Origin of the sequence: Lactobacillus sp. JM1 (genome assembly GCF_009834385.1) — a bacterium.
GTDB classification, from domain to species: Bacteria; Bacillota; Bacilli; order Lactobacillales; family Lactobacillaceae; genus Lactobacillus; species Lactobacillus paragasseri.
Genome location: NZ_CP044412.1, coordinates 1,544,689 through 1,571,229 on the forward strand (window position 1 = coordinate 1,544,689; position 26,541 = coordinate 1,571,229).

The 26,541-nt window shown below is 34.4% G+C and carries 16 protein-coding genes; all 16 read right to left on the reverse strand.

The features are described 5' to 3' along the window. Window positions 1–2 precede the first annotated feature (2 nt). The gene (locus tag F3I00_RS07975; protein WP_159311071.1) at window positions 3–2,021 is read right to left on the reverse strand and encodes an SP_1767 family glycosyltransferase; all 2,019 of its coding nucleotides are present in this window, start codon (window positions 2,019–2,021) and stop codon (window positions 3–5) included. Window positions 2,022–2,058: 37 nt separating this feature from the next. Beyond that, complete coding sequence (locus tag F3I00_RS07980; RefSeq protein WP_020807748.1) at window positions 2,059–3,303, reverse strand: glycosyltransferase; 1,245 nt, start codon at window positions 3,301–3,303, stop codon at window positions 2,059–2,061. A gap of 5 nt (window positions 3,304–3,308) precedes the next feature. Then, on the reverse strand, window positions 3,309–4,526 hold the full coding sequence (locus tag F3I00_RS07985) for a glycosyltransferase family 8 protein (protein ID WP_020807747.1): 1,218 nt from the start codon (window positions 4,524–4,526) through the stop codon (window positions 3,309–3,311). Between the two features lie 216 nt (window positions 4,527–4,742). Further along, window positions 4,743–12,314 (reverse strand): LPXTG cell wall anchor domain-containing protein, encoded by a 7,572-nt coding sequence (locus F3I00_RS07990; protein ID WP_305064358.1) that lies wholly within the window; start codon window positions 12,312–12,314, stop codon window positions 4,743–4,745. Between the two features lie 339 nt (window positions 12,315–12,653). After that, window positions 12,654–12,836 (reverse strand): hypothetical protein, encoded by a 183-nt coding sequence (locus tag F3I00_RS07995; protein WP_003648287.1) that lies wholly within the window; start codon window positions 12,834–12,836, stop codon window positions 12,654–12,656. Continuing rightward, complete coding sequence (gene gtfB / locus F3I00_RS08000) at window positions 12,829–14,157, reverse strand: accessory Sec system glycosylation chaperone GtfB (protein ID WP_159311072.1); 1,329 nt, start codon at window positions 14,155–14,157, stop codon at window positions 12,829–12,831. Before gtfB ends, F3I00_RS07995 begins: the two co-directional genes overlap by 8 nt. Beyond that, a complete protein-coding gene (gene gtfA, locus F3I00_RS08005) occupies window positions 14,150–15,679 on the reverse strand; it encodes an accessory Sec system glycosyltransferase GtfA (RefSeq protein ID WP_020807844.1) in 1,530 nt (509 codons plus the stop codon). The genes gtfB and gtfA overlap by 8 nt, the downstream gene beginning before the upstream one ends. 9 nt (window positions 15,680–15,688) lie before the next feature. Next, window positions 15,689–18,055 (reverse strand): accessory Sec system translocase SecA2, encoded by a 2,367-nt coding sequence (gene secA2, locus F3I00_RS08010; protein WP_020807845.1) that lies wholly within the window; start codon window positions 18,053–18,055, stop codon window positions 15,689–15,691. A 6-nt stretch (window positions 18,056–18,061) separates the two neighbouring features. After that, window positions 18,062–18,916: an accessory Sec system protein Asp3 gene (gene asp3, locus F3I00_RS08015; protein WP_020807846.1), complete on the reverse strand. Its 855-nt coding sequence runs from the start codon at window positions 18,914–18,916 to the stop codon at window positions 18,062–18,064. Next, window positions 18,916–20,463 (reverse strand): accessory Sec system protein Asp2, encoded by a 1,548-nt coding sequence (gene asp2 / locus F3I00_RS08020; RefSeq protein WP_020807847.1) that lies wholly within the window; start codon window positions 20,461–20,463, stop codon window positions 18,916–18,918. The genes asp3 and asp2 overlap by 1 nt, the downstream gene beginning before the upstream one ends. Further along, window positions 20,460–21,971, reverse strand: coding sequence for an accessory Sec system protein Asp1 (gene asp1 / locus F3I00_RS08025; RefSeq protein ID WP_159311073.1), 1,512 nt, complete (start codon window positions 21,969–21,971; stop codon window positions 20,460–20,462). The genes asp2 and asp1 overlap by 4 nt, the downstream gene beginning before the upstream one ends. Before the next feature lies 1 nt (window position 21,972). Beyond that, on the reverse strand, window positions 21,973–23,163 hold the full coding sequence (gene secY2 / locus F3I00_RS08030; RefSeq protein ID WP_020807849.1) for an accessory Sec system protein translocase subunit SecY2: 1,191 nt from the start codon (window positions 23,161–23,163) through the stop codon (window positions 21,973–21,975). A 154-nt stretch (window positions 23,164–23,317) separates the two neighbouring features. Further along, entirely contained in the window at window positions 23,318–24,367 is a 1,050-nt protein-coding gene (locus F3I00_RS08035) for an IS30-like element ISLga1 family transposase (RefSeq protein WP_024272995.1), read from the reverse strand. 161 nt (window positions 24,368–24,528) lie between these two features. Continuing rightward, window positions 24,529–25,344, reverse strand: coding sequence for a Cof-type HAD-IIB family hydrolase (locus tag F3I00_RS08040; protein WP_065169776.1), 816 nt, complete (start codon window positions 25,342–25,344; stop codon window positions 24,529–24,531). An 8-nt stretch (window positions 25,345–25,352) separates the two neighbouring features. After that, window positions 25,353–25,541 (reverse strand): hypothetical protein, encoded by a 189-nt coding sequence (locus F3I00_RS08045; RefSeq protein WP_232055340.1) that lies wholly within the window; start codon window positions 25,539–25,541, stop codon window positions 25,353–25,355. A gap of 73 nt (window positions 25,542–25,614) precedes the next feature. Then, window positions 25,615–26,523 carry a diacylglycerol kinase gene (locus tag F3I00_RS08050; protein WP_020807403.1) on the reverse strand — a complete coding sequence of 303 codons (909 nt, stop codon included), beginning with the start codon at window positions 26,521–26,523 and terminating at the stop codon, window positions 25,615–25,617. Window positions 26,524–26,541 lie beyond the last annotated feature (18 nt).

The following is a 26,541-nucleotide window of genomic DNA, read 5'->3' on the forward strand; positions in this document are numbered from 1 at the left end:
ACTTACTCAATTCTCTCTATTACCTGACTACTATAAGTCTTATCATGAATTGGCGCGATATTTGCATCACGATTAAATTCGGCCGTGTGCTTATTCTTTAATTTTACTTTATCAGTAACTCCCATTTTGAACCATTCATATTCTGAATCAATATGACCAATGTCAATCTTTTGATTATTAAGATCTTGCAAATCATCTACAATAACCTTAGCTGTAGGGCCAAGCATTAATAAGATCAACCGATTTTGGGCATTATTTCTAATTGTCTGTTCAATTTGATCAATCTTTTCATATGAATTCTTAGCTGGACACAAAATTCTCTTAATTGATTTAGCATTATCAAATAAATCATTTCTTACGCCTGAACCTGAATACTTACCTTCCACAATTAAAACATCACGTTGATTCCAAATCTGTCTTAACTTTTCAAAATAACCAGGACTTTCGCTTTTATCGACTAAGTCAATATATGGCCTTGACACAAAAGTAGATCCATACCAATTTCTAGTTTGTTCTATTCGCTTCAAGAAAGCAGCATTCTGCGGGAAAAAGCGCTTCTTATAAGTTCTTTGAGCATAGTCATTGTAGCGTGCCAAATCTTCAAATACATCTGGCAAACAAATCAGCGTATTGTCGTAATTGCCGCTTAAAATAATACTTTCTAAGCGTAGAGCTAATTCTTTATTGTAGTCTTGATAAAAAATGGATTCACCGCGAATAATATTAAACTCGCCATCTCCAAAACGAATGACTGACTTATGTTTATTCAAAATTAAGTCTAATGATTCATCAATATCTTTTACTTTAATGTCAAAAGCAGAAGTTTCCTTTTTCTTATCAATTATTTTTTTAATTGCCTCTACCATTTCATCTTGAGCGTCATTTGCGAAAACATAATATTTATCATAAGAAATATTATTATTTTTCGTTTCTTCAAAAGAAAGAATTGGCTTTTGCTGGTTAATAATTTTTTCGGTAACATCATCTTCCTTAAGATAGTTAATATCTAAAGAAAAGTCAGCATTGCTAATTAAATTATCTAAAGTTGGATTCATGACAAATGGATATAATTGGACATTGTCATACTTTACCAACTTTTCTAGGAGCCACGACATATTAGTATATGAAGCAATATTAAAACGTACATTAGATAAATTTTGAATTAATAATTCTAAATCTTTAGTTTCAGCAACACGAGCAAAAATAAATGCTTCAGCGTCAAATTCTGGTCTTCTAACCTTGCTCTTATCGAATTTACCATAGCGCTTAACAATATCTGACCATTCCAAATTATGATATTGCCACCAATTATTTCTTAAATCTCCTGTGGAAACCAAATTAAACGGGTTATCATCACCAGAATAGTTAATAATTCGAGGAATAGGCACCCTATTGTAATTATCAAAAACTACTTGTTTATTATTCCAATAAGCATTCTTTTCAAGACCAATCTGATAATTGTATGATAAGTTTAATTTTCCAATTTTATCTTTAAATACTTCATTAATAATTGCTTGATCATTTGCTAATCCTTGCTTTTTACTCATTTCAATGAGCTTAGAGCTCATTTTTTCTTCACGCCAGCGTTTATTATTGATTAGCATTACACTCGAGTTAAATTGGTCTGGATTTTGATAATCATGTACAGCAAACAGCATCTTATCATCAAAATTCATTTGGAAAATGCTTTGAAGATTATCAGTTACAATTAAGTCTGAATCAAGATAGAGAACCTTATCAGCTGAAATTAAATCAGGAATTAAAAAACGACCAAAAGAAATTTTCTTAATTTGATCAGAGCTAGTATGGACATTACCTAAAAAATTCGGATCAATTTTTTCATCAATTATCTTACTTCCAAATTGGTTTACGTATTGATTAACGTTAATAAACCATTCATGTGGAATATTAAAGTTAATAATATGAATTTCTACATGTTGATTATGAAGAAAAATTGATTTAAGCGTTGTCTCAATTTTATTTAAATCGTTAACATCAGCATCTAATGCAATAGTATCCATTCATTCTCTTCTTTCTATAAGACTAGGTATCTCATAACTACTTGGCTAATTGTCTAATTCTTTGCACCATTTGATTTACTTGATCATCACCAAATACCTCATACCTTGAATATTTATTATTTTTATCTGCTGTTGATTCAAATGATAAGATTGGAATGTCTTTTTCTTTTATTTGTTCAACAATATCTTTTTCTTTATTTCCTTCATTTATATCTAGATAAATATTTGTATTCTTAAATAAATAATCCAGACGTTTTCCAATTACAAAAGGATACAAAGTAATATTAGGATATTTAGCCAAATGCTTTAAATTCCAAGCCATATTACTCCAAGCTGTAACATTAAAATGAAATTCTGGTAGCTTTTGCACTAATTCTTCTAAATGATCAATAATAGCTGAGTTAGTAAAAGTAAATATTTCTCCAGCAAAATGTCTTTCTTTTAGTTTATCCAAATTTAATGGCTTATACTTTTCTACTACTTGGCTTAACTCTAGATTTCGATAAAACCACCAAGTCTCCCTCATTCTTCCTTCAGAAAAAATGTTGAACGGTTTATCATCTGAAACATAATGAATTATTTTTGGATTCTTTACCTTATCCAATATTTCAGTGGCTGTTTCTGTATTAGAATTATTTGACCAAAATAGAAATCTATCTGCACCAATTTGATAATTATATTTAAAAGATAAACTTCCGATTTCATCCTTAAACCAATTATTAATTGTATCTTGATCATCTTGCGGAAAATTATTTTTTCGAGCAAAATCTAATAGTTTCTCACTCAAATTATGATCTTTACGTAATTCCTGATTATTAATTAATAAAACACCTGCATTTATCGAAGGTACAGGGAGATCTACTTTACTTTCATTTTTATTTCTAACATCAAAAATATGTGTGACTGCTAAAATCTTTTTTCCATTAAACTTGCGAGAAAATAGTTCATCAATTTCACCATCTACAACAAGATCTGAATCTAAATATAATACTCGATTCGCTTTAATTAATTTTGGTATTAACAAACGAGCATAAGTCATTTGATTAATATGTTTAAAATCAGAATTCAAATCATGCAATTCTTCTGGATCAAATTTCTCGTCAATAATTTTTGAATCAATTTGATTTGCATAACGGTTAATATTTGCGAACCATTCTTGGGGAATATCATAGTTTAAAAGATGTATCTCTACGTTTTTTACATTGTATAAAATTGATTTTATTGTTGTTTCAATTTTATCGATATAACCATAGTTAGCACTTAAAGCAATTACTTTTTCCATTACTCTTACTCTTCCAAATTTTTAATCTCTTGCACCATTCGATCTACTTGGTCATTTCCAAATACCTTATAATTTGAATATTCACTATCTTTATTTGCAGTATCTTCAAAAGATAAAATTGGAATACCTTTGTCTTCGATTTGCCGTAAAACATTTTCATCTTTTTGATAATAATTAATATCTAAGTACAACTCACATTTTTTAATCAGTTCTTCTACACGGGCATAGATTATTGCAGGGTAAACAGTGACATTCGGATATTTCATTAGATTTAATAATCCTGTTGCAACTTCTGTATAAGCTGCAATATTGAAGTGAACTTCTGGTAATGCCTTAATTAAGCTTTCAAGATTTTGGATATTAGCAGAATAAGTAAAAATTAAAGCTTCCGTAGCAAACTTAGGTACTCCTATTTTCATCGAATCAAAGATCGTAAATTTTTGGACAAGCTTTGATAACTCTAAATTACGATAAAACCACCATTTTTCTCGCATTATTCCCAAATAACAAAAATCTGATGGCTTTCCTTTCATAACATAATGGATGATTTTAGGGTCTTTAACTGAATTAAGAAGATTGATCATTCGCTGATCATTTCTAGAGTAAGCAAAATATGTCGCACCCACCTGATGGTTGTATTTATGAGGAAGCAAGCCAATCTTATCCTTGAAATATTCATTAATTATTTGCTGATCGCCATTGACGTAATTTTTACGACTCATTTTAATTAAATCACGACTTACATTGTTCTTTTTTAATGCAGCATTATCTAAAACTAAAACTCCGGAATTTATTAAGCAGTTAGTTGTTGCATCTCCTTGATCGTCTGAATCAAAGATATCGCCTACTCCCAATATTTCTTTCCCATTAAAAGGAATTGTAAATAAGTCATCAATTGCATCATCCACAATTAAATCACTATCCAGATATAAAACTCTATCTTCTGGCACCAATTCCGGAATTAAAAATCTAGCAAATCCCATTTCATTAATACCCGGTCTTGGACCCTGCGAATCGTTTAAAATTCCATGATCAAACTTTGCATCAATTACTTCAGAGCCAATCTGGTTAACATACTGATTAATATTAACAAACCATTCCTGTGGAATATCACAATTCAAAAGATAAATCTTTACATACTGGTTGTTATATAAAATTGACTTAATCGCAGTCTCTGCTTTATCCAGATACCCATAATCTGCGCATAAAGCGATTACTTTCATAACCTACTCCGCTTTCTATCTTTGTTTTATAACTATTATCTATTAATAATTATAATACTAATTATTAGTTATATATTTCAAATTTTAAAATAATTCACACATATGTTATTAATAATAAAAATAGCTCTCTAAAGCTTTTAAAGGCCTTAGAGAGCTATTTTGGTATTTATTTTGAACAAGAAAAAGCCATAGCAAACAAGCTATGACCTTTTTCTGTTATCTTCTTCTCTTTCTATTCTTTTTACGTCTTAAACCAAGTAAACCACCAACAGCAGTTGCAAGTAGACCAAGTAATGATGACGAATTCGTAGAAGCACCAGTTTGTGGCAACTTACGACGAGTATTCGTTCTTACCCGATGTTTCTTAGCACTAACTTGTTGTTCAGTTGATTCTGCTGGCTGTTTTTCTGGAGTAATGTTTACGCTAGTTTGTTCGCTGACAGATTCAGCAGGACGTGAAATAGATGGATTCGTAGTACTATTAATTGATTCTGAATTATTAGTATTACTGTTCGTTTCAGAAGTACTCTCAATTACTTCTGAGTGAGTAGAAATTGAAGTTGATTGACTAATTGAATTACTAATTGAAGCTTCACTTTCACTTAATGAATTGCTTAGGCTTCCACTCTGACTTGTTGAACCTTGTGAATGTCTTGGAGTATTAGAACCTGAATTACTTAAGCTGTTACTCAAACTTTCGCTTTGACTCAAGCTGTTACTCAAACTTTCACTCTGGCTCAAGGAGTTAGACAAGCTTTCGCTCTGGCTGAGGCTGTTGCTCAAGCTTTCACTTAAGGAGTTGCTTAAACTTTCACTCTGGCTCAAAGAGTTACTCAAGCTCTCGCTCTGGCTCAACCTGTTGCTTAAGCTTTCGCTTTGGCTCAATGAATTACTTAGGCTTTCACTCTGACTTAAGGAGTTACTCAAACTCTCGCTCTGGCTCAAGCTGTTACTCAAACTCTCGCTTTGGCTTAAGCTGTTGCTCAAACTTTCACTCTGACTCAATGAGTTACTCAAGCTCTCGCTCTGACTCAAGCTGTTGCTCAAACTCTCGCTTTGGCTCAAGCTGTTGCTCAAACTCTCGCTTTGACTCAAGCTGTTACTCAAACTCTCACTCAATGAGTTAGACAAGCTTTCGCTCTGGCTTAAGGAGTTTGACAAGCTCTCGCTTTGACTCAATGAATTACTCAAGCTTTCACTCTGACTCAAGGAGTTACTCAAACTCTCACTCTGACTGAGGGAGTTACTCAAGCTTTCACTCTGACTCAAGGAGTTACTTAAGCTTTCACTCTGGCTGAGTGAGTTAGACAAGCTTTCACTTTGACTCAAGCTGTTACTCAAACTCTCACTTTGGCTCAATGAGTTACTTAAGCTTTCGCTCTGGCTCAAGCTATTACTCAAGCTTTCACTCTGGCTTAAGGAGTTAGACAAGCTTTCGCTTTGGCTTAGTGAATTGCTTAAGCTTTCGCTCTGGCTTAGGGAGTTACTCAAGCTTTCACTCTGACTTAAGGAGTTACTTAAGCTTTCACTTTGGCTCAAGCTGTTGCTCAAACTCTCGCTTTGGCTCAAGGAGTTACTTAAGCTTTCACTCTGGCTTAAGGAGTTGCTCAAGCTCTCACTTTGACTCAGTGAGTTACTTAAACTTTCACTCTGGCTTAAGGAGTTAGACAAGCTCTCGCTTTGACTCAAGCTGTTACTTAAGCTTTCGCTTTGGCTTAAGGAGTTGGACAAGCTCTCACTCTCACTCAATGAGTTAGACAAGCTCTCGCTCTGGCTCAAGCTGTTACTTAAGCTTTCACTCTGGCTTAAGGAGTTGCTCAAGCTTTCGCTCTGACTCAATGAGTTACTCAAGCTCTCGCTTTGACTCAAGCTGTTAGACAAGCTCTCGCTTTGGCTCAAGGAATTGCTTAGGCTTTCGCTTTGGCTTAAGCTGTTGCTCAAACTCTCACTCTGACTCAAGCTGTTGCTCAAACTCTCGCTCTGGCTCAAGCTGTTGCTCAAACTCTCACTCTGGCTCAAGCTGTTACTCAAACTTTCACTCTGACTCAAGCTGTTAGACAAGCTCTCGCTCTGGCTCAAGCTGTTGCTCAAGCTTTCGCTCTGACTCAATGAGTTACTCAAGCTCTCGCTTTGACTCAAGCTGTTAGACAAGCTCTCGCTTTGGCTCAAGCTGTTACTTAAGCTTTCACTCTGGCTCAAGCTGTTACTTAAGCTTTCACTCTGACTCAAGGAGTTACTCAAGCTCTCACTCTGACTCAATGAATTACTCAAGCTTTCACTTTGACTCAATGAGCTACTCAAACTCTCGCTTTGACTTAGGGAGTTACTCAAACTTTCACTCTGACTTAAGCTGTTACTCAAGCTTTCGCTCTGGCTAAGGGAGTTACTCAAGCTTTCACTTTGACTCAATGAGCTACTCAAACTCTCGCTTTGACTCAACGAGTTACTTAAACTCTCGCTTTGACTCAAGGAGTTACTCAAACTCTCACTCTGACTCAATGAGTTAGACAAGCTTTCACTCTGACTCAATGAATTACTTAAGCTCTCGCTTTGGCTCAAGCTGTTACTTAAACTTTCGCTCTGGCTAAGGGAGTTACTCAAGCTTTCGCTTTGACTCAAGGAGTTACTTAAACTCTCGCTTTGACTCAATGAGTTACTTAAACTCTCGCTTTGACTCAAGGAGTTACTCAAACTCTCACTCTGACTCAATGAGTTAGACAAGCTTTCACTCTGGCTCAAGCTGTTGCTCAAACTCTCACTTTGGCTGAATGAGTTACTCAAACTCTCACTTTCACTCAAGCTGTTGCTTAAGCTTTCGCTCTGGCTAAGGGAGTTACTCAAGCTTTCACTTTGGCTGAGGGAGTTGCTCAAGCTCTCACTTTGGCTCAATGAGTTACTCAAGCTTTCACTCTGACTTAAGGAGTTGCTCAAGCTCTCGCTTTGGCTCAATGAGTTAGACAAGCTCTCGCTCTGACTCAAGCTATTACTCAAACTCTCGCTCTGGCTCAAACTGTTACTTAAGCTTTCGCTTTGGCTGAGGGAGTTGCTTAAACTTTCACTCTGGCTCAAGGAGTTAGACAAGCTCTCGCTTTCACTTAAGGAGTTACTCAAACTCTCACTTTGGCTTAAGGAGTTACTCAAGCTCTCACTCTGACTTAAGCTGTTGCTCAAGCTCTCACTCTGACTTAAGGAGTTGCTTAAGCTCTCGCTCTGGCTCAAGGAGTTAGATAAGCTCTCACTTTCACTTAGTGAGTTAGACAAGCTCTCGCTTTGGCTTAAGGAGTTACTTAAGCTTTCACTCTGGCTCAATGAGTTACTCAAACTTTCGCTTTCACTCAAGCTATTGCTCAAACTTTCACTTTGGCTCAATGAGTTACTTAAGCTTTCGCTTTGGCTAAATGAATTACTCAAGCTCTCGCTCTGGCTTGTTGAATGACTTAGACTCTCACTTTGACTGAGTGACCTACTGGTACTTTCACTTTGTCTAATTGAATTACTTAAGCTTCTACTTATACTTCCTGAAGTAGCTTCACTAATACTTAATGATTCACTTCTACTTTCGGATCTTTGAATTGAATAACTATTTGAAATACTATTAGATACACTCTGACTTGCGCTAATGCTTTGAATATCTGTGTAATGTAAATAAACAGTGAACTTATTAGGACTGTCAATTAAATTACCATAAGGATAAGCAGTTAAATTCTTAAGATCTACTCCTTCTGGGGGGGTAATTACCTTTCCTGTTTGGTTATTAACAACTTTCTCAAGGCTATAACCTAACTTTTCCAAATATGCCAAAGTATCAGTAGCATTTGAAAAGTCAATTTTACTATCGGCTGTTCCTTGAGCGGTATTAGTTGCCGATACAATCGTAATTGGATTAGCAGGATCGTTGTCATTAACAAATTCTAGAGTTGCAGTTCTTGTATTAGTTGGATCTACGGCATTTTTAACATCACCACTAGTGTCATACCGAATTAGAGCTGCCCATTTTTGCCCCTGAACTCCAGTAGAATCTTTACCAGTTGTATTATTAGTAACTTTCATTAAGGCAATAGGTGTTTTTTCTAACGCATTTAGAAGAGTCTTGTTAGATGTATCTGCACCATTAAAATTATCAGCATCTATTAAATGATCGTAATCTTCTTGATAAGTTTTAATATCAGATGGCATCGTAAATTCATTAGAAGAAACAGTTAATGGGCTAATGCTTCCATCCAATCTAGCATTTGGATTAGATAATTTAATATGATAAACTCTTTGAATTCTACCACTCGCATCAACTGGCGTATCAGTATGTGTAACCGTTACTTCAGAGTCAACTTTATCACCATTTTTTTCGTTATTATTCAAATATACATTTGATTCTGAATCTACTGTATTACTTAAATCATTCGTTACATATTTAGCAAGGCGATCTTTTATTTGAGTTGCTAGATCTTCATCTGTAGCCCATTGATAATTAAAGACATCATTTTTCCCTACGCTAACGGTAATGTCAAAATTATTACTAGTATTTTGATTAGAATTTTTTGCCCCATTTGTAGCAATATTAACAGTTACCCTGTTGTACCAGTTAGTAGCGATTCCAACTTTATTATCTGGATACCAAATACGATTGTACGGTTCAACCATACTTGAATAAGTTTGATCATTTCCTTTCAGGTATTGTCCATCATAGACATATTGTCCTTGAATATGCAAACCACTAGCATAGCGTTGTCCATTTATTGTGACATCGTTAGTTGGAGTATAAGCAAACTTTGTACCATTAAGAGATAGATCATTGGTATATTTATAAACAAAGGTAGTACCTAAGTTAGTAGTATTACTGCTACTTTGATCAGTACTAATTGAAGGAGTTTGTGAACCCGGATTACCCCAACTGAGCTTTAAATTCCAAGAAGGATGGTTATTACCAGTCGTATATTTAGCTGCATTTGCGTTAAATACTATCCTATAATACGTTCCCATATTATAAGCTGTTCCGACTTGAGTACCATCTGTAGTAGTTATGGCTAAATTATTTCCAAGCTTAGTATCATATTCTTTAATGGAACCATCTGCATTAGGTAAACCTAGTTGTACATCAAAATAGTCTCCACTCTTTAATTGAGTAGTTGGAGTAAAGGTAAAATGAAGTTGTTCATAACCTGCATCATTAATTGTTTCTCCTTTATAAGGAGTAACCTTAAGATTGCTGATATTATATGAAGTAGTATCTAGTTTAGTACTACCAGCTTGAACGGTATAAGAAACCGCTCCGTCATTTTGCTCGTTTACTGGATACTGACTTTTCACTACATTTATAGGTGTTTTATCATTTCCAACTTTAAAAGTATATGTGAAGTCACTTCCAGCTGCGCCTTGGTTGGCATCTCCAGCAAGTTCAGATACTAATGGAGCTGTATTATACGAATATTTATACGAGCCACCATTTTGAGGATCCAATGTTAATTTAACAGTGTTAGTAGGAGAACTCCAAACCGGATTACTGCTTAAAGTAATTTCAAATAGCTTTTCTCCGTTTGGCCCATAATTTCCTAAATCTTGAACATTTGTAGGATTTACTCCAGCTCCAAATGTTATATCATCTTTTGTAGCTGTAAAACCTGCAGGAATCATCAAAATAAACTTAGGATTTTTTATAGTGGAATTTCCATAAGTTGATAAACGAAAAGTATAAGTAGGAAGCGTAGCACTATTACCATTGTATACTTTTCCATTTGCGTCAAACCACGCAGTACCAGAGAAAGTCGGTGTTTGTGTGTTGTTTATATAGTAAGTTACATCTGTTGCATTGCTACTTCTTACAACATCATAAGTCTTGCCATTAGCAGTAATCGTAGCAGTGCCTGCTGTACTTTGACCATCACTTGCAAGTTCAGATACTAACGGCGTACTACTACTATTATATGTATAGCTTCCTTGTGCAGATGAATCTAAAGCTAACTTAAATTGTAAGCCAAGATCTTTGTTATTACTTTCTGATGGATTAAAGTTCAGCTTTACAAGGTATAGTTCTTCGCCATTACTATTAGTTCCAATAGATTCAACACTGTAATCACTGCTACTGAAACTGTTAGTTCCTTTAAAATTATCCCCGAAATATTTACTTACAGTATCTGAAGAGATTAGACTATTGCCTGTTGCTGTGAATCCTTTAGGAATTGCAACAATAAATTGTGGCTTATCGACCGTCGTAGTACCGTTTGTTGACAACCGAACGTTTAAAGTAGGCAAATCAGTCGTTGGAGTATCAGCTGTATAGTTAGTGCTATTTGCTGAAACAAAAGTTCCATTTGAAAGATTACCCAAAGTAGCAGTACCAGTGAATGTTGGCTTAAGTGCTTGATTTACAGCATATTGGATTGAGGAAGCATATCCTTCAGTATTTACAACATCAACATGTTTTCCATCTATTGTAAAGCCCGTAAAGTTCCCGTTATTCCAACCTTGTCCATCACTTGCAAGCTCAGACACTAAAGGTGCAGTATATTCGTTATAGCTATATTGCCCCGTGACAGTAGGGTCTAATGTCAGTTTAAATTGTCCACCAAAATTATTGCCCCAATTAGGATTAGCAGTTAGAGTTATACTAAAAAGCTGTTCGCCATTAGGTCCTACTTCACCTAAATCTTTAACAGAATATTCACTAGAAGAAAAGCTCTCAGGGCCACTAAATCCAGCGTTAAATGGATAAGTATAACGACTACTTCCAAGTTGACTAAAGTCATTGACACTTGATTTAAATCCCTTGGGGATCATTACAAAAAATTGTTGACTATTAGTAGTGTCATTATTTGCCGTAGAAAGTCGAAAAGCTAAGTTAGGAAGACTTGATGCAGATGTTGAGCTCGTATATGAAATATCACTACCTGAAACATATTTTCCATCAGTACCTATATATCCTAGGAGCGCAGTACCTGTAAAATCTGGCTTAGCAACGGTAGCATCAGTAGCTGCCAAAGTCATAAAGTTAGCAGCTAAAGTAACTGGTAATTGAGAATTTGAATTATTCGAAGTGGAATTATTACTAGAAACACTATTAAAGGCTAATGGTAAGTTAGACAATGAAGAAAGATCATTACTTAAATTAAGACTTGCCTGTAAATTGGTCGTAATATCATTAGAAGTAGAAGCATATGTAGAACTCTGTTCTTGATTAGCAGAAGTAGAATTATTTGAAAGAGAGTTTTCGGCACTCCGTCTATTATTTTGTCCACTCTTCTTTACATTTGCAGTTTCAGATTGACTCGCTTTATTGTCTGATTTATGTGAAGTACTCGTTGCTTGCTTATTAGACTTAGCTTCTTTTTCTTTACTTTTAGCTAAGCTTAATGAATTAAGCGCACTTTCAGATTCACTTAATGAATGACTTAAAGATTCTGATTGGCTAATTGACTGACTCAAAGATTTTGAAAGACTTTGAGATAGTTGTGTACTTTTAGAAGCTGAAGTTGATTTAGTTTTATCTTCAGAAGCGCTAATACTAAAAGTCTTACTATCAGACTTGCTACCAGTAGTATCTGACGCACCACTCTTGATAAAGTCAGAAACTGATCCAACAACTTGTGATTTTGGATCAACGGAAGTCTGAGCCGCGTATACTCGCCCATTCGGAAGCAGAGCTCCACCAGTTGCTCCAACGCCAAGAATTGTAGCTAGACCTGCAATATCTTTCAGATAAGAAGTTGCATCATCTTTGTCATCCCTAATTGCATTAGGATCAACATAATGTTTAACATGTTTTTGAAGTTTTCTATTTCTAAAATATCTTCTCATAAGTTATGCCTCTAATGTATTTATTCCTAATAGTAATATTTTAATCATAACTAAGTTATATAACTATTAAATTAATAGCAGTATCTGAATCTATAATACATCATTTGTTATTAAATGACACATAAAATTTAATATATTATTTGATGATATTTGTTAATTTTTAGCGAGCTTAAATATATTTAATTAATATTTTTATTTTTCGAATTCTTCACACCGTTATATTATCTTCTTTCTTGCAAACATAACATCGAACAACCAGAATTTTTATATAAAGACGATAAAAAAATAAGGCAAAGCATCTTTTTTCGATACTTTGCCTTATTTAATACCTGTTTTTCTTTATCTAACAAAAGTCTGCAATAAAATCATTACCAAAATAATTGTAAAACATACCCCCATAATGATTGTTTTCCAAGGAATTTCTTTTGGCTTTTTTTCGTATGCCTTTTGTTTATTCTTTTCTACTTTTGCCAATCTTTTTAATGCATGTCTTTCAACAAGCGTTTTACCTTTTTCACTCATTATTCAGCGCTCCAATTACCTTTTGATAATTTTCAACTGTCGTGTCCCCAGCAGTCAACCGCTGGTCATCAACAAATTTTTGCATCTTTTTTGCGTCTTCTAGCGCTTCATTAACTCGATGAGCCATATCATTCACTTGATCAACTTCAAAAATACTATCTGGACTTACAAAATTAGGATTATGCAAAGTATTCTTAAAGCCAACAATTAACATATTTTGCTCAAATGCGCCACGAACAGCATCAAGAATTTCATTACCATGATTAATGTCAAAATAGATGTCACAAGACTGATATAAATCCTTCATTCTCTTTGGTGTAGCATTTGGATACAAGTGAACATTGTTATATTTATCAAAAGCTAAAAGCTTAGCCGACATTTCTGTTATCGCTGCAATATGGAAATTAATATTAGGAAGAGCTTCAACTATTTCCTGCAAGTGTTCTATTTGGTCAGAATTAGTCAAAATGACAGCCTCTGGTCGTAATTTATTCCCACGTGCATGTGGATAAATCATCCCCAAAAAGCGAAAATCTAGCTTACCACCCTTAGGTAACTTATTTTTCCACTTCTCCCAATCCAAGTAATTCTCAAATACTACATGCTTAGTACGTGTGCCATTCTTTGAAAGATAAGTCATATTCCCCGGCAGCTCTTCACCTAACTTTTCATGCCAAAATAGCGTATCCGAGCCTTTTTCACCCATGCCTAAGCTAACAAACATTGATTGGTTCAAAGTATTATAGAAAATATGATCTACCTTATAATGGCGTGCTCTTAAATAATATTGCATAAACTGGACTAAATTAGAGAAATGTCTTGTTTCATCATCATCAAACAATAAAATATCTCCAGCTACTAAATAATGAACAATTACAGCTTTTCCCTCATTGTCAAAATACTCCCGTAAAACTTCTTGTCCATTATTCACATAAGTTTTGGCAAAAATTCTACCTTCACGATTATAATGATCAATCCAGCTTAATTGCCCCTTGTCATCTAACCATCTTACTTCTTTAACTAACCGATTATTATCCGTTGCAGCAAAGACAATATCAGCTTTTTTTTGATGAAGATCGAAAATTTCACCTTTCTGCGCCGTAGCAACGATACGATAGAACTTAGGTATCTTAACTTTGTCAAAATATAAGGGAGTATTTTTATCTGTAACCTTACAATAAAACTTGATTGGCGAATCTACTTCTTTAGGTAAGAAGCCATCATCATGAATCACGACTGAAGGAATATTAAGCCCAGCAAAAAGTTGCGATCTCAAAAAATCAGTTGATGCAACATCTAAGTTTTCAAATAAGTTAATCATTTGTTAATTCTCCCAATACTTCTTTCCATTGCTTAGCTACGCGATCAGTTAGATAAGGTTCTGCAATTTGATATGATTTTTCATTAAAGGCTTTTAGATCACTTTGCTTAAACAATTTAATAATTGCCTTGGTCAATAATTCCACCTTGCGATACTCATTCCAATCTTCGTCATAAGGCAGTAAATAACCATTTTCATTATTTTTAATAAAGGTTGGATCTCCATAAGGAACGTCAAAACCAATCATAGCTAATCCCGAGCCAATTGCCTCAAGTAGTGATAACCCAAATCCTTCACTAGTTGAAGCAGCAATATAAGCCGGATATTTAACATAAATATCTTTTAAATCATGCTGTCCTTTTAAATGAATATAATCCTCAGCCTGGTGATTCTTAATCATTTCGTCAAGAGCTGCTCCTTCGCTGCCTTTGCCATAGATATCAAGCTTCAGTTCTGGAATTTGATTCTTAGCAGCAATCACAGCTTTAACAATCCAATCAAGATGCTTTTCTTTAGCTAAACGCGATGCAGTAATAAGTGAAAATGGCTCACGTTTCTTAACCGGATACGTTAACTTCAAAAGACTACCCACCGGGATACAATCAACACGCGGTGTAATATGATAATATTTTTGAAATTGCCCTTCTAATACTTTCTTTTGAGCTGGCGTAGCTACCACAAAACTTGCTACTTCTGAAGCATGTGAGAATTGATACTCATAAAAGTTATTCCACAAAACATGATGATCATTAGTAAAATGCTTATCATAGTGATCAGCATGAACCACAACGACAATTTTAGCAGGACCATGATTCTCAAAGATTAGTTGTCCATTAATTAACGACTTATCTTCATCTTCACGATCTAAGATAATAACATCTTTTTTAGTGAAACGAAGTGCTTTAAGCATCTTCAGATATAATTCATCTTTAGAATAAATAATTTCGCCATTTGTAAATTCATAAGTTTCTTGATCATTATTTAGATGCTGAACATAAGCAACTGAGCCATCTTCATTGTAAAATTCTCTAAAAACTACACGATTATTTTCAGCTGTACCTAGATAGTACTCAGCCGCATACCTAGTATAAGAATAGAAATCACGTCTTAAAATGGTATTATTTTTTCGATAAACAACTTGATCAATAATATCTTTTTGCCCATTACATAATCTTGCAACAGCATAAAAGTCATCTTTTAATTTATAAACGACTTCTTTGCCCTCATTATTAACTTCTTTAGTGAAATTCTTAAATTTCAAGCTAGCTTCAAAGGCTTTTAAGGTATAAGAAGTTTTAGCAATCTTAATATCAGTAAAAAAGTTATATAGCCAAATAATGCTTTGATCCTTAAAGCCCATATTAGCAGTCAGATCACCAATATTATTATCTAAAATTAAGTCAGAAAAAATAAATTTAGCGTCAATTCCAGTTTTTCTAAAACTTTGATCACGATACTTCTGTGCATACTCAACACCAGAACTTGCCCAACCTATTCCTAAATTTACATTATAAACTGTCATTATTTACCTCTAATTAAATACAACAACCAATTGACCTTTTTCATTTATATTAATTTGGCTCAAAAGCAAATTATCAAAAATTGCTAGAGTAATCTTATCCCAAAACTGTAAATACATCTTAAAGGCTGCTTGGTGTTGTAACAAATCTTGTGGACGACCTGAATTCGTCCAACCATGCGCCTCAATTTTTAATTTTGAGATTTTATCCACTTCATCAATCCAGCAACCATCCATTGCAGCAATCATTATTTGACGATAAAAATTATTAAGCTGTTCCTTATTAATTAAAGTTTTCTTTTTCTGGTTAATAACTTTATTAATAATTTCATGCAAATATTTTTTATAGTCTTGGATATTTTCTAAATCCTCTGGAAGTATAACTTTATTATAGGTTACATGTTCATTAATAAAATACTTCAAGTCGTTCTTGTTTTTTATTTTTTCTTTCTTAAAATATAGCTCGATCCCTCTATCAATTGCCTGGTCAATATCTGCTTGCAAATCTTTCTTTGCCATCACACGATCACGCATATCGTAATAATTTTTTCGCTGCAGAGATAAAATTAATTCTCCTTTATTTGTTTCAGTTCTCTGAAGGGCGCTCATTGCCGCTACTCGATCGCGAAGCATATGTAAACTGAACTTAGTAATTGGTGACTTTAGCGTTACTAGATCTTTTCCATTCTGCTTTTTTCTCATTAACCGGCGATAATATTTTTTCTGTCTGCCAGTGTTGTTACTAGAAACAAAATCATCCTCTAGTGAAATAAAGAATTGACTTGAGCCAGGATCGCCCTGTCTTCCTGCTCTACCAGCGAGCTGCAGTTCAACTCGTTTAGGAAGCATTTCAGTACCAATTACTGCTAGACCGCCTAATTCTTTTACGCCCTTGCCTAACTTAATATCAGTACCACGACCGGCCATGTTTGTTGCAATTGTTACTTCTCCCTTTTGACCTGCACGTTTAACAATTTGTGCTTCATAAGCAACACTATAAGCATTTAAAACATTATGAGGTATTCCCATATTTAGCAACAATTCAGAAATAATTTCTGAATTTTCTACTGAACCTGCAACTAGTAAAACTGGTCGACCCGTCTGATGAAGTTTTACGACATAATCGATGGCAGCCATTAATTTATCTCGAGTTGTTAAAAAGAGTACAGGCTTTTTATCTTTTCTGATAACAGGACGATTAGTTGGAATACGGGTAACTTTTAAATTATAAATATCTAAAAATTCTTCTTCATTAACTTTAGCCGTACCACTCATTCCACTTACCTTATTAAACAAACTAAACAAGGCTGGAAAAGTAATTGACGCAGCAGTTTTTTGGATATTTGTTAATTCCACCTTTTCTTTAGCTTCAATGGCTTGGTGCAAACCAGTACTTACTTGAACTCCACGCTTTAAACGGCCACTATCTTCATCTAATAGGATTACTTTTCCTTTAACAACTAAATAATCATGGCCCTTACGCATAATTAGATGAGCGGTCATTGCTAAGACAATATGTCGATAAACTGCCCTACTTTGCTCATCAAATAAATCTTTCAACTTAAAAAAGCGCTCTGCCTTTTTAATTCCATGAGCGGTTAGCCAAAAAACTCCATCGTCTTTACGGAATTCATAATCCTTCTCACTATCTAGTAAATTAACAAACTGATCAGCTAAACCATATAAGTTTGATTGAACACTTGGTTTAGATGACACTACAAATGGTGATTCAGCTTCATCAAGTAAAACCTGGTCTACTTCATCAATAATGACGAAATTAAATGGCCTTAAATATTGTCTATCTTTTGTACTACTCAAATTATTAAATAAATAATCAAAAGCTAAAGATGAAGCAGTAGTATAGGTAATATCGCTTGCATACCATTTACGCTTCATTTGCGGCGTTGCTTTTTGCTCTTCATCATCAGTACTCAAGAAAGCTAAACTAACTGTTAAACCTAAGAACTTATAAACTGGCGCTAAATCTTTTTCATCCCGGGCAGCCAGATAGCCATTAGGCGTAACTAACATCGCTCCCTTTCCAGTTAGGCCATTTAAATAAAGCGGCATCGTGGCTACTAAAGTTTTTCCTTCGCCAGTTTTCATTTCTGCAATTGAACCCTGACTCAGCATAATGGCACCTAGAACTTGAACATCATAAGGATAAAGACCTAACACTCGATAATCTGCTTCTCGAACAGTTGCGAAAGCTTCAGGTAAAATATCTTCTAGCGTTTTTCCTTTTTTAAGAAGCTCCCTAAAAATCTGGGTTTGATTTTGTAGTTGCGCATCACTCATTTTTCTCATTTTAGGAGCTAGTTTATTTATTTTTTTGAGAATCTTTCTTGGCTTTCTTAGCCTAAGAGTATCTGTCAACACGCTTTATCACTTCCTCAAATATCGTTCTACATTATTGAGAACCTGTTGTTGATCAAGCTTAACCATCTCTGGGAGAAACCAAGGCTGTTGTCCTTGATTTTCTAAAGTATAATTCGAAGTTATAAATTCAAAATCACATTTTTTTGCCAATGAATCTTCCAAAATTTGATCAATTTTCTTGTCACTGCTAAAGATAAGTACTGTCTCTTCTTCATGTTTTTTTAGCCACGACTCTAATCTAGAAACCGGGTTAAATAATTCTTGCCAACTAATATAACCCATAAAAACTTGCGTATCTGTAATAGTCGTCTTTAACTCTTCTGGAAGTTCTCTGGCTCTTTTATTATCTGCCACTAAAATTAAGGCTACTTTCTTTGCTTCTTTCAGTTGATTTAATGGCATTACGAAAAATTCATCAAAGGCTTTTTCAGGTAAATCAGCTCTTCCAAGTTGAACTTTAGCGAAATTAATTTCACTGCATCCCCCATTAATGATTTCAAAAGTATATGACACAGCTTGACTAGGATAAATAAATTCTTTTTCCATGGATGAAAACACGACTTTACTAATTTCATCGGTTTGTATATCAAAGAAACGTAAGCAAAAAATTGCAGTATCTTCAGGATTTACTTCCATATTTATCTTTATGCGATATTTTTTACCACTTAATAAAATTGGTAGACGTGGAACTTCTTTATAGGCCTGATAATTAAGCCTAGACGACCAGCGCATAATTTTCTCACCCGACGCCATTAAATTATTTTGGAAAGTAACTGTTTCATCGATTCTTTTACTTAATTTTGTTCCATACATATAGGTCTCATTAACTCGATCCCAATATATTTGATTAATAATCTTCATTATTCATACTTTCGTCCAAAATTACCCATAATTTCATACAAACGATAAATAAACCAATAGTTAACAGCTGGATCATCATTATGTCGCCCATCAAATCCTTTAATTGAAAACTGAATAGCATTTCTTACAGCGGGTGACTTTTTTAGTTCAGCCACTGCATGGTCATCATAATCATCATTTTTCATATAAGCTACAAAAAGTCTAGTCTGAGATAAATCACTTTGACCAAGTTCATTCATTGTCTTTTGATCTAATTCTTTTAACTTTTCAAAAGATAAAGATCGGTTAATTGCCCCATCAACGTCGAAAATGGTATCAAAACCACCTGGTCTATCTAAAGCAGCTCGACGTGCTATATAGCCTAAATTCAATAAAGGCTTAGCTACATTGATTGCGTATGGCTTAAGTTTGGCACCATATTTTATTGCTGGATAAGTTCCCATGGAAATTCCAGTCATTACTAACTGAGATGAATCAAATCCTAATTTTTTTAGAGTTTGCTTAATTACTTCAATAATCTTTTTACCAAAGTAACCTTCTGCATCATCATAGAAACCACCAACAGCTAACCGCATATCCGTAAACAAGAGCATTGGAGCATTTAATCTTTTCATTAAAAAATATCCTTCAAAACCTTCTCGTTCACGTGCACCTGAAAAGTAAACATTTAGTGGCGGTTTTAAATCACCGGGATTAAAGTAATATGCAATATCTTCACGAGTTGCTGGATCAACGATTCGTTTTCCACCACTGATAAAATCACCAGCTCCATCTCGTCCCCAACGTGCGTGAAGTGTACCAATAGTCAACTCCCCGCTTCCCTTTACTTCAAGGCTAATAGTTGCATTTCGATAATATTCAAGCACCTCAAGTTGAGAAAAATACTCATCTTTTTGAAACTTAGTTAAGTCAATAACAACTTGATCTTTCACATCACCATCTGAACCAGGATTTTGAATAAAAATTCTCATTCTAACTTGGAAGTTATTATTTTTCATCGTTAGCCAAAAGTTAATCCGCTTACCCGGGTCAATATAAATACCGGTTTTGTATACTCCAAGATTAATCCATTCGTTATTGGTATCTAAATTCAGCTTCAATTCACCATGACCTAAATATTCAAAGCTGTGTACTTGCCGATCATTAAGCTTAAAATTAACAGCTGCAACACGCATTCCTGTTTGACCCATAAAGTAGCGCTCTTCTAATTTATTAATTAGATATTGAGGATCTTCAGTAATTTCTTGAGCAGCAATACTTTTCAAAAAGTAGCTTTCCTCGGTATCAGCAATTTCTAGAACTTTAGGTAAATAAAGAACCTGATATGGTGGGACTAAACCTTTTAAATCAGCCCAATTTTTTTTAGTCAGATTCGTTGGACCTGTAATCAAAATTACATCATAATTTTTTATTTCAATCTTTTTCTTCTTAGGATCCTTTTCATCAACCTTTTCAATAGGTGGAAAATCATTGAAATGCCACTCTAAGTTTTTAGTTAATTCATACTTTTTAGACCAGTCTATTGATCCTAATTGTAAGACTCTCATTTTGCATCACCTAGTAATTTTTCCCAACGCTTCATAATATTTTCTTCTGAATAACGATTTAGCATTTTAACGTTATATACAATTGCATTGTTCCAAGCAGTTAAATTATTTAAATAATCATTAAGTGGCGTATCAATTTTCTCAGCCGTTTGGCAAACATATCCATTTTTTTGATGGATTACTGTTTTTGAAGCGAAATTTTGAATTTGCGGTATTCCAATGCTTACAGCTACCATTTGCATTAACTCATTCACGCTGCCCCAGCTAATCAATACACGAGTTTTATCCAATGCCTTAAGCAACTGAGAAATATTAGTCAAACGCAATTCTTTTATTTTAATTTGTGGCAATCCTTTTGCTTTACCTAAACCAGCAATTTCAATATTTTCGACTTTTTCCTTTTCATCGCCACTACTAATAATCCACTTTCCTTTACTGTCTTTCTTAATTTTAGCTATTACCTGATTTACCCAGTTATCCTTATCAAGACTGTAAGTGAAAACTTGGATACTTTTATTCTTAAAATCATGACTTACATATTCACACAAATGCTTGATAATTTTTTCAATGTCTGCTTGATTTGCATTTTCTGCAAAGAAAGCAATTCTTTGTACCCGTTCTCTAGAACTATGCCCTAATCGAAATTCAGAATTATAAGCTGGAATTACATTAACGCTAAATTTTCCAGGATATTGCTGCTCTAATTTATCAGCCAAGTCCGTTTTGCTAACTAGTAAATTTCCTTGATTCAAATTTGACAGCTCTTCTTGATAAGGCTGCCTTGGATTAATCATAAAAATTGCATTTGAATGATTAAGTTGGTTTAAATCTACTAAACTATCGTTATCGAGGGTCACAATCAAATGATCAGAATTTTTTAAGTTCTTTTCCAAGTATTGCTGTAAAACTTCATTAATTAAATCTTTAATATTAGAATAGGTCGTTTTTTGATAAAAATTAAAATTAGGATTAATTGTTACCATACCAGTATCCCTATCCTGTTTAAAACGCCAATTGCCGTACGGGTCATAAAAAATAGCTTCATGGTCTGTATTTTTAGAAGAAATAAATCCCCGACTATCCATGATCAATGTATAGTTTTCAGACGGCGTATCTCCATGATGCTCAATACGAATAACTTTTCCAGCAAAATCATAAAAGACTTTGGCAATGAATTTATCTTTATCTGCTATTATCGTTCTAAATGGAATATAATCAAAAATTGCATTTTTCGGCCAAGCAAAATCATTTATTTCAACGACTCTACTTTCTAAATTGTGGATACCTTGCAAATAATCATAAATTGAAAATAGCTGATCTGGATAATAACTCAATTGATTTAGACGTGTCATTAGTCCGGGCTCATAAGTAGAAATAATAATTCCTACCTGATGACCATTATTTTGTAAAATACGCATATGACTTGTAGCATCTAAAATAGTAATCGATGGAATTGCAACAGCCCAATCACTATTGTCTTCATGCCAAGCTGGGATAAAGTATTCCATTTTATTTTTCTCTTTCTAAGCGGTCATACTTATATGGGAACAAGAGAGTTGCCACTTGATCACGAATTCCGCTCATAAACATAACTATCATTACAACATTCATTGGAATAACTGCAAAGCCTGCATATCTCCCCATAAAGCGCGAGCCATATAATCCTAATACCAATTGTGCAGCATTCAATATAGCTCCAGGAAAGCCCAGAATCCAAATTAATTTTCGAAGATATGTTTGAGTTGGCCTACCTGGTGCGATTCCTAAAATATAATTATGATTATTTCTCATCGCCTTTGCCTGATCTTTAGGATTGAAAGCAACAAACATGAAAAAGTAAAATAGTAAAATTGCCATTACAGTTGAAAAAGTAGCTGAAAATTGCCAACTATTGAGTAATTTATTAGAACTAAAATATGGTGCAATCATCACCGGCAAAGTTAAAATGGCCATTCCAACCATGTACATCATCATTGCTGCCATGTTTAAACCAATTGGAACAAGCATAGCTTTGCTTTTCGACGGTAAACTAGGATTAATAACTCTTAATGGATAATAAGTTTTATTAAATGCCATCCAAAATAGAATAAATAGCAAAATAAACATAAATAATAAAGTAATCCAGATCCAAGAGTTTTTAAACTTTAGCAACATCTTAATATTATTAAAAATATTTGGAATGGCGCCGGTCATAATACTAGTCAAAATAATTGGAGCACTTGCACCAACTCCATATTTAATATTCCGATAGCATAGCCAAACAACTAGACAAGATCCAGCAATTAAAATTACAATCATCTCAAAGTCCCGCCAGAAATCTCTTTGTGGCGTCATACCAAAGACTAAAAGAACTGCTTGTAAAATTGTTAAAGCAAGTGTAATCACCTGCATAAAAAATTCAATTTGCGGCTGAGATAATGCATCAAAACCGAAAAGCTTAGTCATCATTAACAACTGCAAGATCAACATTGAAAACATAAGTGGATTAAGTCCCACAGAAAAAATTGATATGCGAGCATAATTGGCCCCACTAAATACTCCTAGCAAGGTAATCGGAGTATGATTCATAGTTTGTGCATATTGCTTCGTAATCTCTGCAAACGGCAACGGAATATATGTCCCCATGACATAGATAATTACAATTCCTAAACTGAAACTAACTCTTTTAATGACATTCAAAAGATTTTTGTTTTTTATCAAAATAAAATGCCTCGTTATTGTATGTTGGAACTTAACTTATTTGTTATACAACTATAGTCTATCATTTTTTAGAGTTAACATTACAACTGTTTTGTTTTTTAATATATTAAAATAATTTTTTCGTAAATTGCAATAATAAATTGAACACTTTTAGTTAAGCTGCTTGATAGATTCGATCTAATTCTCTTTCAAAGATTTCATCTGGTGTGTGATAAGCTAAAATTTTTCTTGGCAATGAGTTGCACCAGGTTTCAATGTCAATGATATTTTGTAAAGAATAGTTAGCTATTGCTTCTCCTTTAGGAATGAATCTGCGAATAAGACCATTGTGTCTTTCAACTGTTCCCTTATCACAAGAAGTGTAAGGATGGGCATAGTAAACCAGTGTATTGGATGCTTCTTCTAGGTTGGAAAGATCCGCAAATTCTGAACCATTATCAGTGGTAATAGTTTTAAAAATATCATTCCAGTGTTCACTGTATTGTCTTTGGAGTTCTTTAAAGGCCTGCATGACACTGATAGAAGTCTTGTCGGGAATACGAATAATTAAGAATTCACGACTCATGCGCTCAGATAAGGTTAACAGCACTTCATCATCTTTAGTCTTATGTCCAAGGACCAAATCGCATTCCCAATGACCGAATTCATTACGTTCACTAATTTCTTTTGGACGTTCTTCAATACTTCTGCCAAGCTTTTTCTTGTTTTTGCGAACACGATGAAGCTTGGTATTGCGTTTAAGCTTCTCAGGCAAGTCGTAATTATAAATGCCTAATAAGCCCTTATCAACGTAATTATAAAGAGTTTTGGTGCAGACAACATCGCTGCTAGAGAATTCGCCAGCAACAGTGGCACGATTACTGCAAACATCAAGCGACCAACCGTCTTTAAAGAAATGTTTGTGGACATAGTGAATAAATTGATTTTTTTTGAGAAAGTCTGATTTACGCCCACAATTTTTACGATGAGCTTGATATACATCATGTCCTTGAGTAGCCTTGTATCTTTTGACTTTACCATGATACAGTTTTACAGTGCCACGTTTAACCTCATAACTGATAGTAGAAGGAGAACAGTTGAGTTCACGAGCAATTGCACGCAAAGAGCAGCCATCTTTCAAACGCAATTGAATAATAACTCGCTCTTCAAATGATAAATGCTTTCCTTTAACGTGCCGATTCATGGTAGAATGTAAAGAGTCCATTTTGACCTCCAATAGAAAGTTTTTGTGGTTATTAACATTCTATCAAACAGGTCCGAATGGACTTTTTATTTTTCTAAAGTGTTCAATTTGATTTTACAATCAACGAAAATAATTTTTTTGTAAAAAAAAAGCCTCTGGCTACTGTGCCAGAGGCTTTTGAATTAAATTACGAATTTTTTAAGTGCTTTTGCGATGCCATTATGGTCATTATCATCTGTAACAAAATCTGCTTTTTCCTTAATATCTTCAATTGCATTGCCCATCGCAATTTTCTTAAAGCTCGGATTTTCAAACATCGAAACATCATTACCTTGATCACCGAAGACCATGACATCTTCTGGACTAATCTTTAACCGCTCTGCTAGATTCATCAAGGCATTTCCCTTTGAAGCACCGATACCATTTAATTCAATGCAATTATCTAAACTACGAACAATATCGTAAGATTCAAAGGCCCAGTAAGGAATAGAATTCCAGAGCTTTTCAATTTGGTCGCTATCTTTTGGACAAGTAAACCCAACTTTATTGAAGGTAAAGTCTTGTGGAATTTCTTTCCGTTCACGAACTCTAATTTCATTATCAGTTAAGGCCGCATTAATTTGCATTTGTAATGAAAGATCACGATCTAAAGTCCAAAAACGTTCAGTCGTTTCAAAGTGCAAGTTCACATGGGCAAGACGCTGCAGACGAAGCATTACTTCAAAATCACGGTAGTCCATCTCTTGACTCATTAAAACTTTTCCAGATAAATCTTGGACCACAGCTCCATTGAAAACAACTGCATATTCTTCTGATCCCTCAAGTCCTAACTGATTCTCAAATGGCATCACACCAGAAAGAGGACGTCCCGAAGCAAGTACAACTTTAATTCCCATACCATGCGCTACTTGCAAAGTTCTTAAGGTTTCAGGTGAAATTGCGTTACCGCTATTGAGCAAAGTTCCGTCTAAGTCTACTGCAATTAATTTAATCGCCATACATACTCCTATCTTCCAAATATCATATAGAAAATTACATTTAACACAAGTCCCATCAGTGCCCAGCAAGCTGCTGCTTGAGCCTTGATTTTCTCTTTCTTTACTAAATATACCAAACTAGCAATGAACCCTACTAGAGGAAAAACTACATAAAAGAATAATATCCATTCACTAATTCCATTGACGTCTGTACTCAAATTGCGAATAATCTTTTTCATTTTTCTCCCCATAAAAAATAGAGACTAACAAATTATTAGTCTCTATTTTATATTAACCAACATAAAATTCAATATGCTGCTTCAGATTTTCAAAATCAATTGGTAGATGTCCACCAATTTCGCCATCTAAATTAACGGGAATTGGTTCTTTATCTTTACTGTTATCTAGTAATTCAACTTTTAAGTACTTAGTCTTAGTATAGATAATTTGAGGATCATTAACATGATTTCCATTTAAGGCCATCGCCATTAAACGTAAAACATCTACCGGATTTGCGGTTTTAACCACGATTAACTGGAACAAACCATCAGATAATTGTGCATCAGGCATAATACGCTCAAAACCACCGATTGAATTAGTCATCCCTAAAAGAAACATTGATAAGTTCCCTTCATAGACACCATCATCATAGGTTAATCGCATCTTGTTACTGCTTATTTTTGGTAACATTTCTGCACCCTTAAGCAAATATGCACTATAGCCAAGAACCGATTTCACTTCTGAAGGAACGCCATAAGTTAATTCGGTTAATGAACCACTGGCCGCAATATTCATAAAATATTGTTTACCAGCACGACCGATATCCATCTTTTGCGTTTTACCCATCAGAATTACTTTAGCTGCATCAACTAAATTATCTCTTGGAATTTTTAAAGCTCGAGCAAAATCATTCGTTGTTCCTGCTGGAATAACAGCTAGCTTAGGTCTTTTTTCTAGGGGAGCTACACCATTGACTACTTCGTTAATCGTTCCGTCTCCACCAGCACCTACTAGCAAATCGAAACCAGCTAGGGCACATCTTTTTGCTTCATTTTGAGCAGACAAAGGTTCTGGCGTAGTTCTAAAGGCACTCGCTTCAAAACCAGCCTGTTCTAATACGTTTAAAATATCTGCGACATTTTGAAGCATCTGCTCGTGACCTGAAACAGGATTATAAATTAATCTTGCTTTTTTCGTCATCGCCTTTCGCCTCCCTAA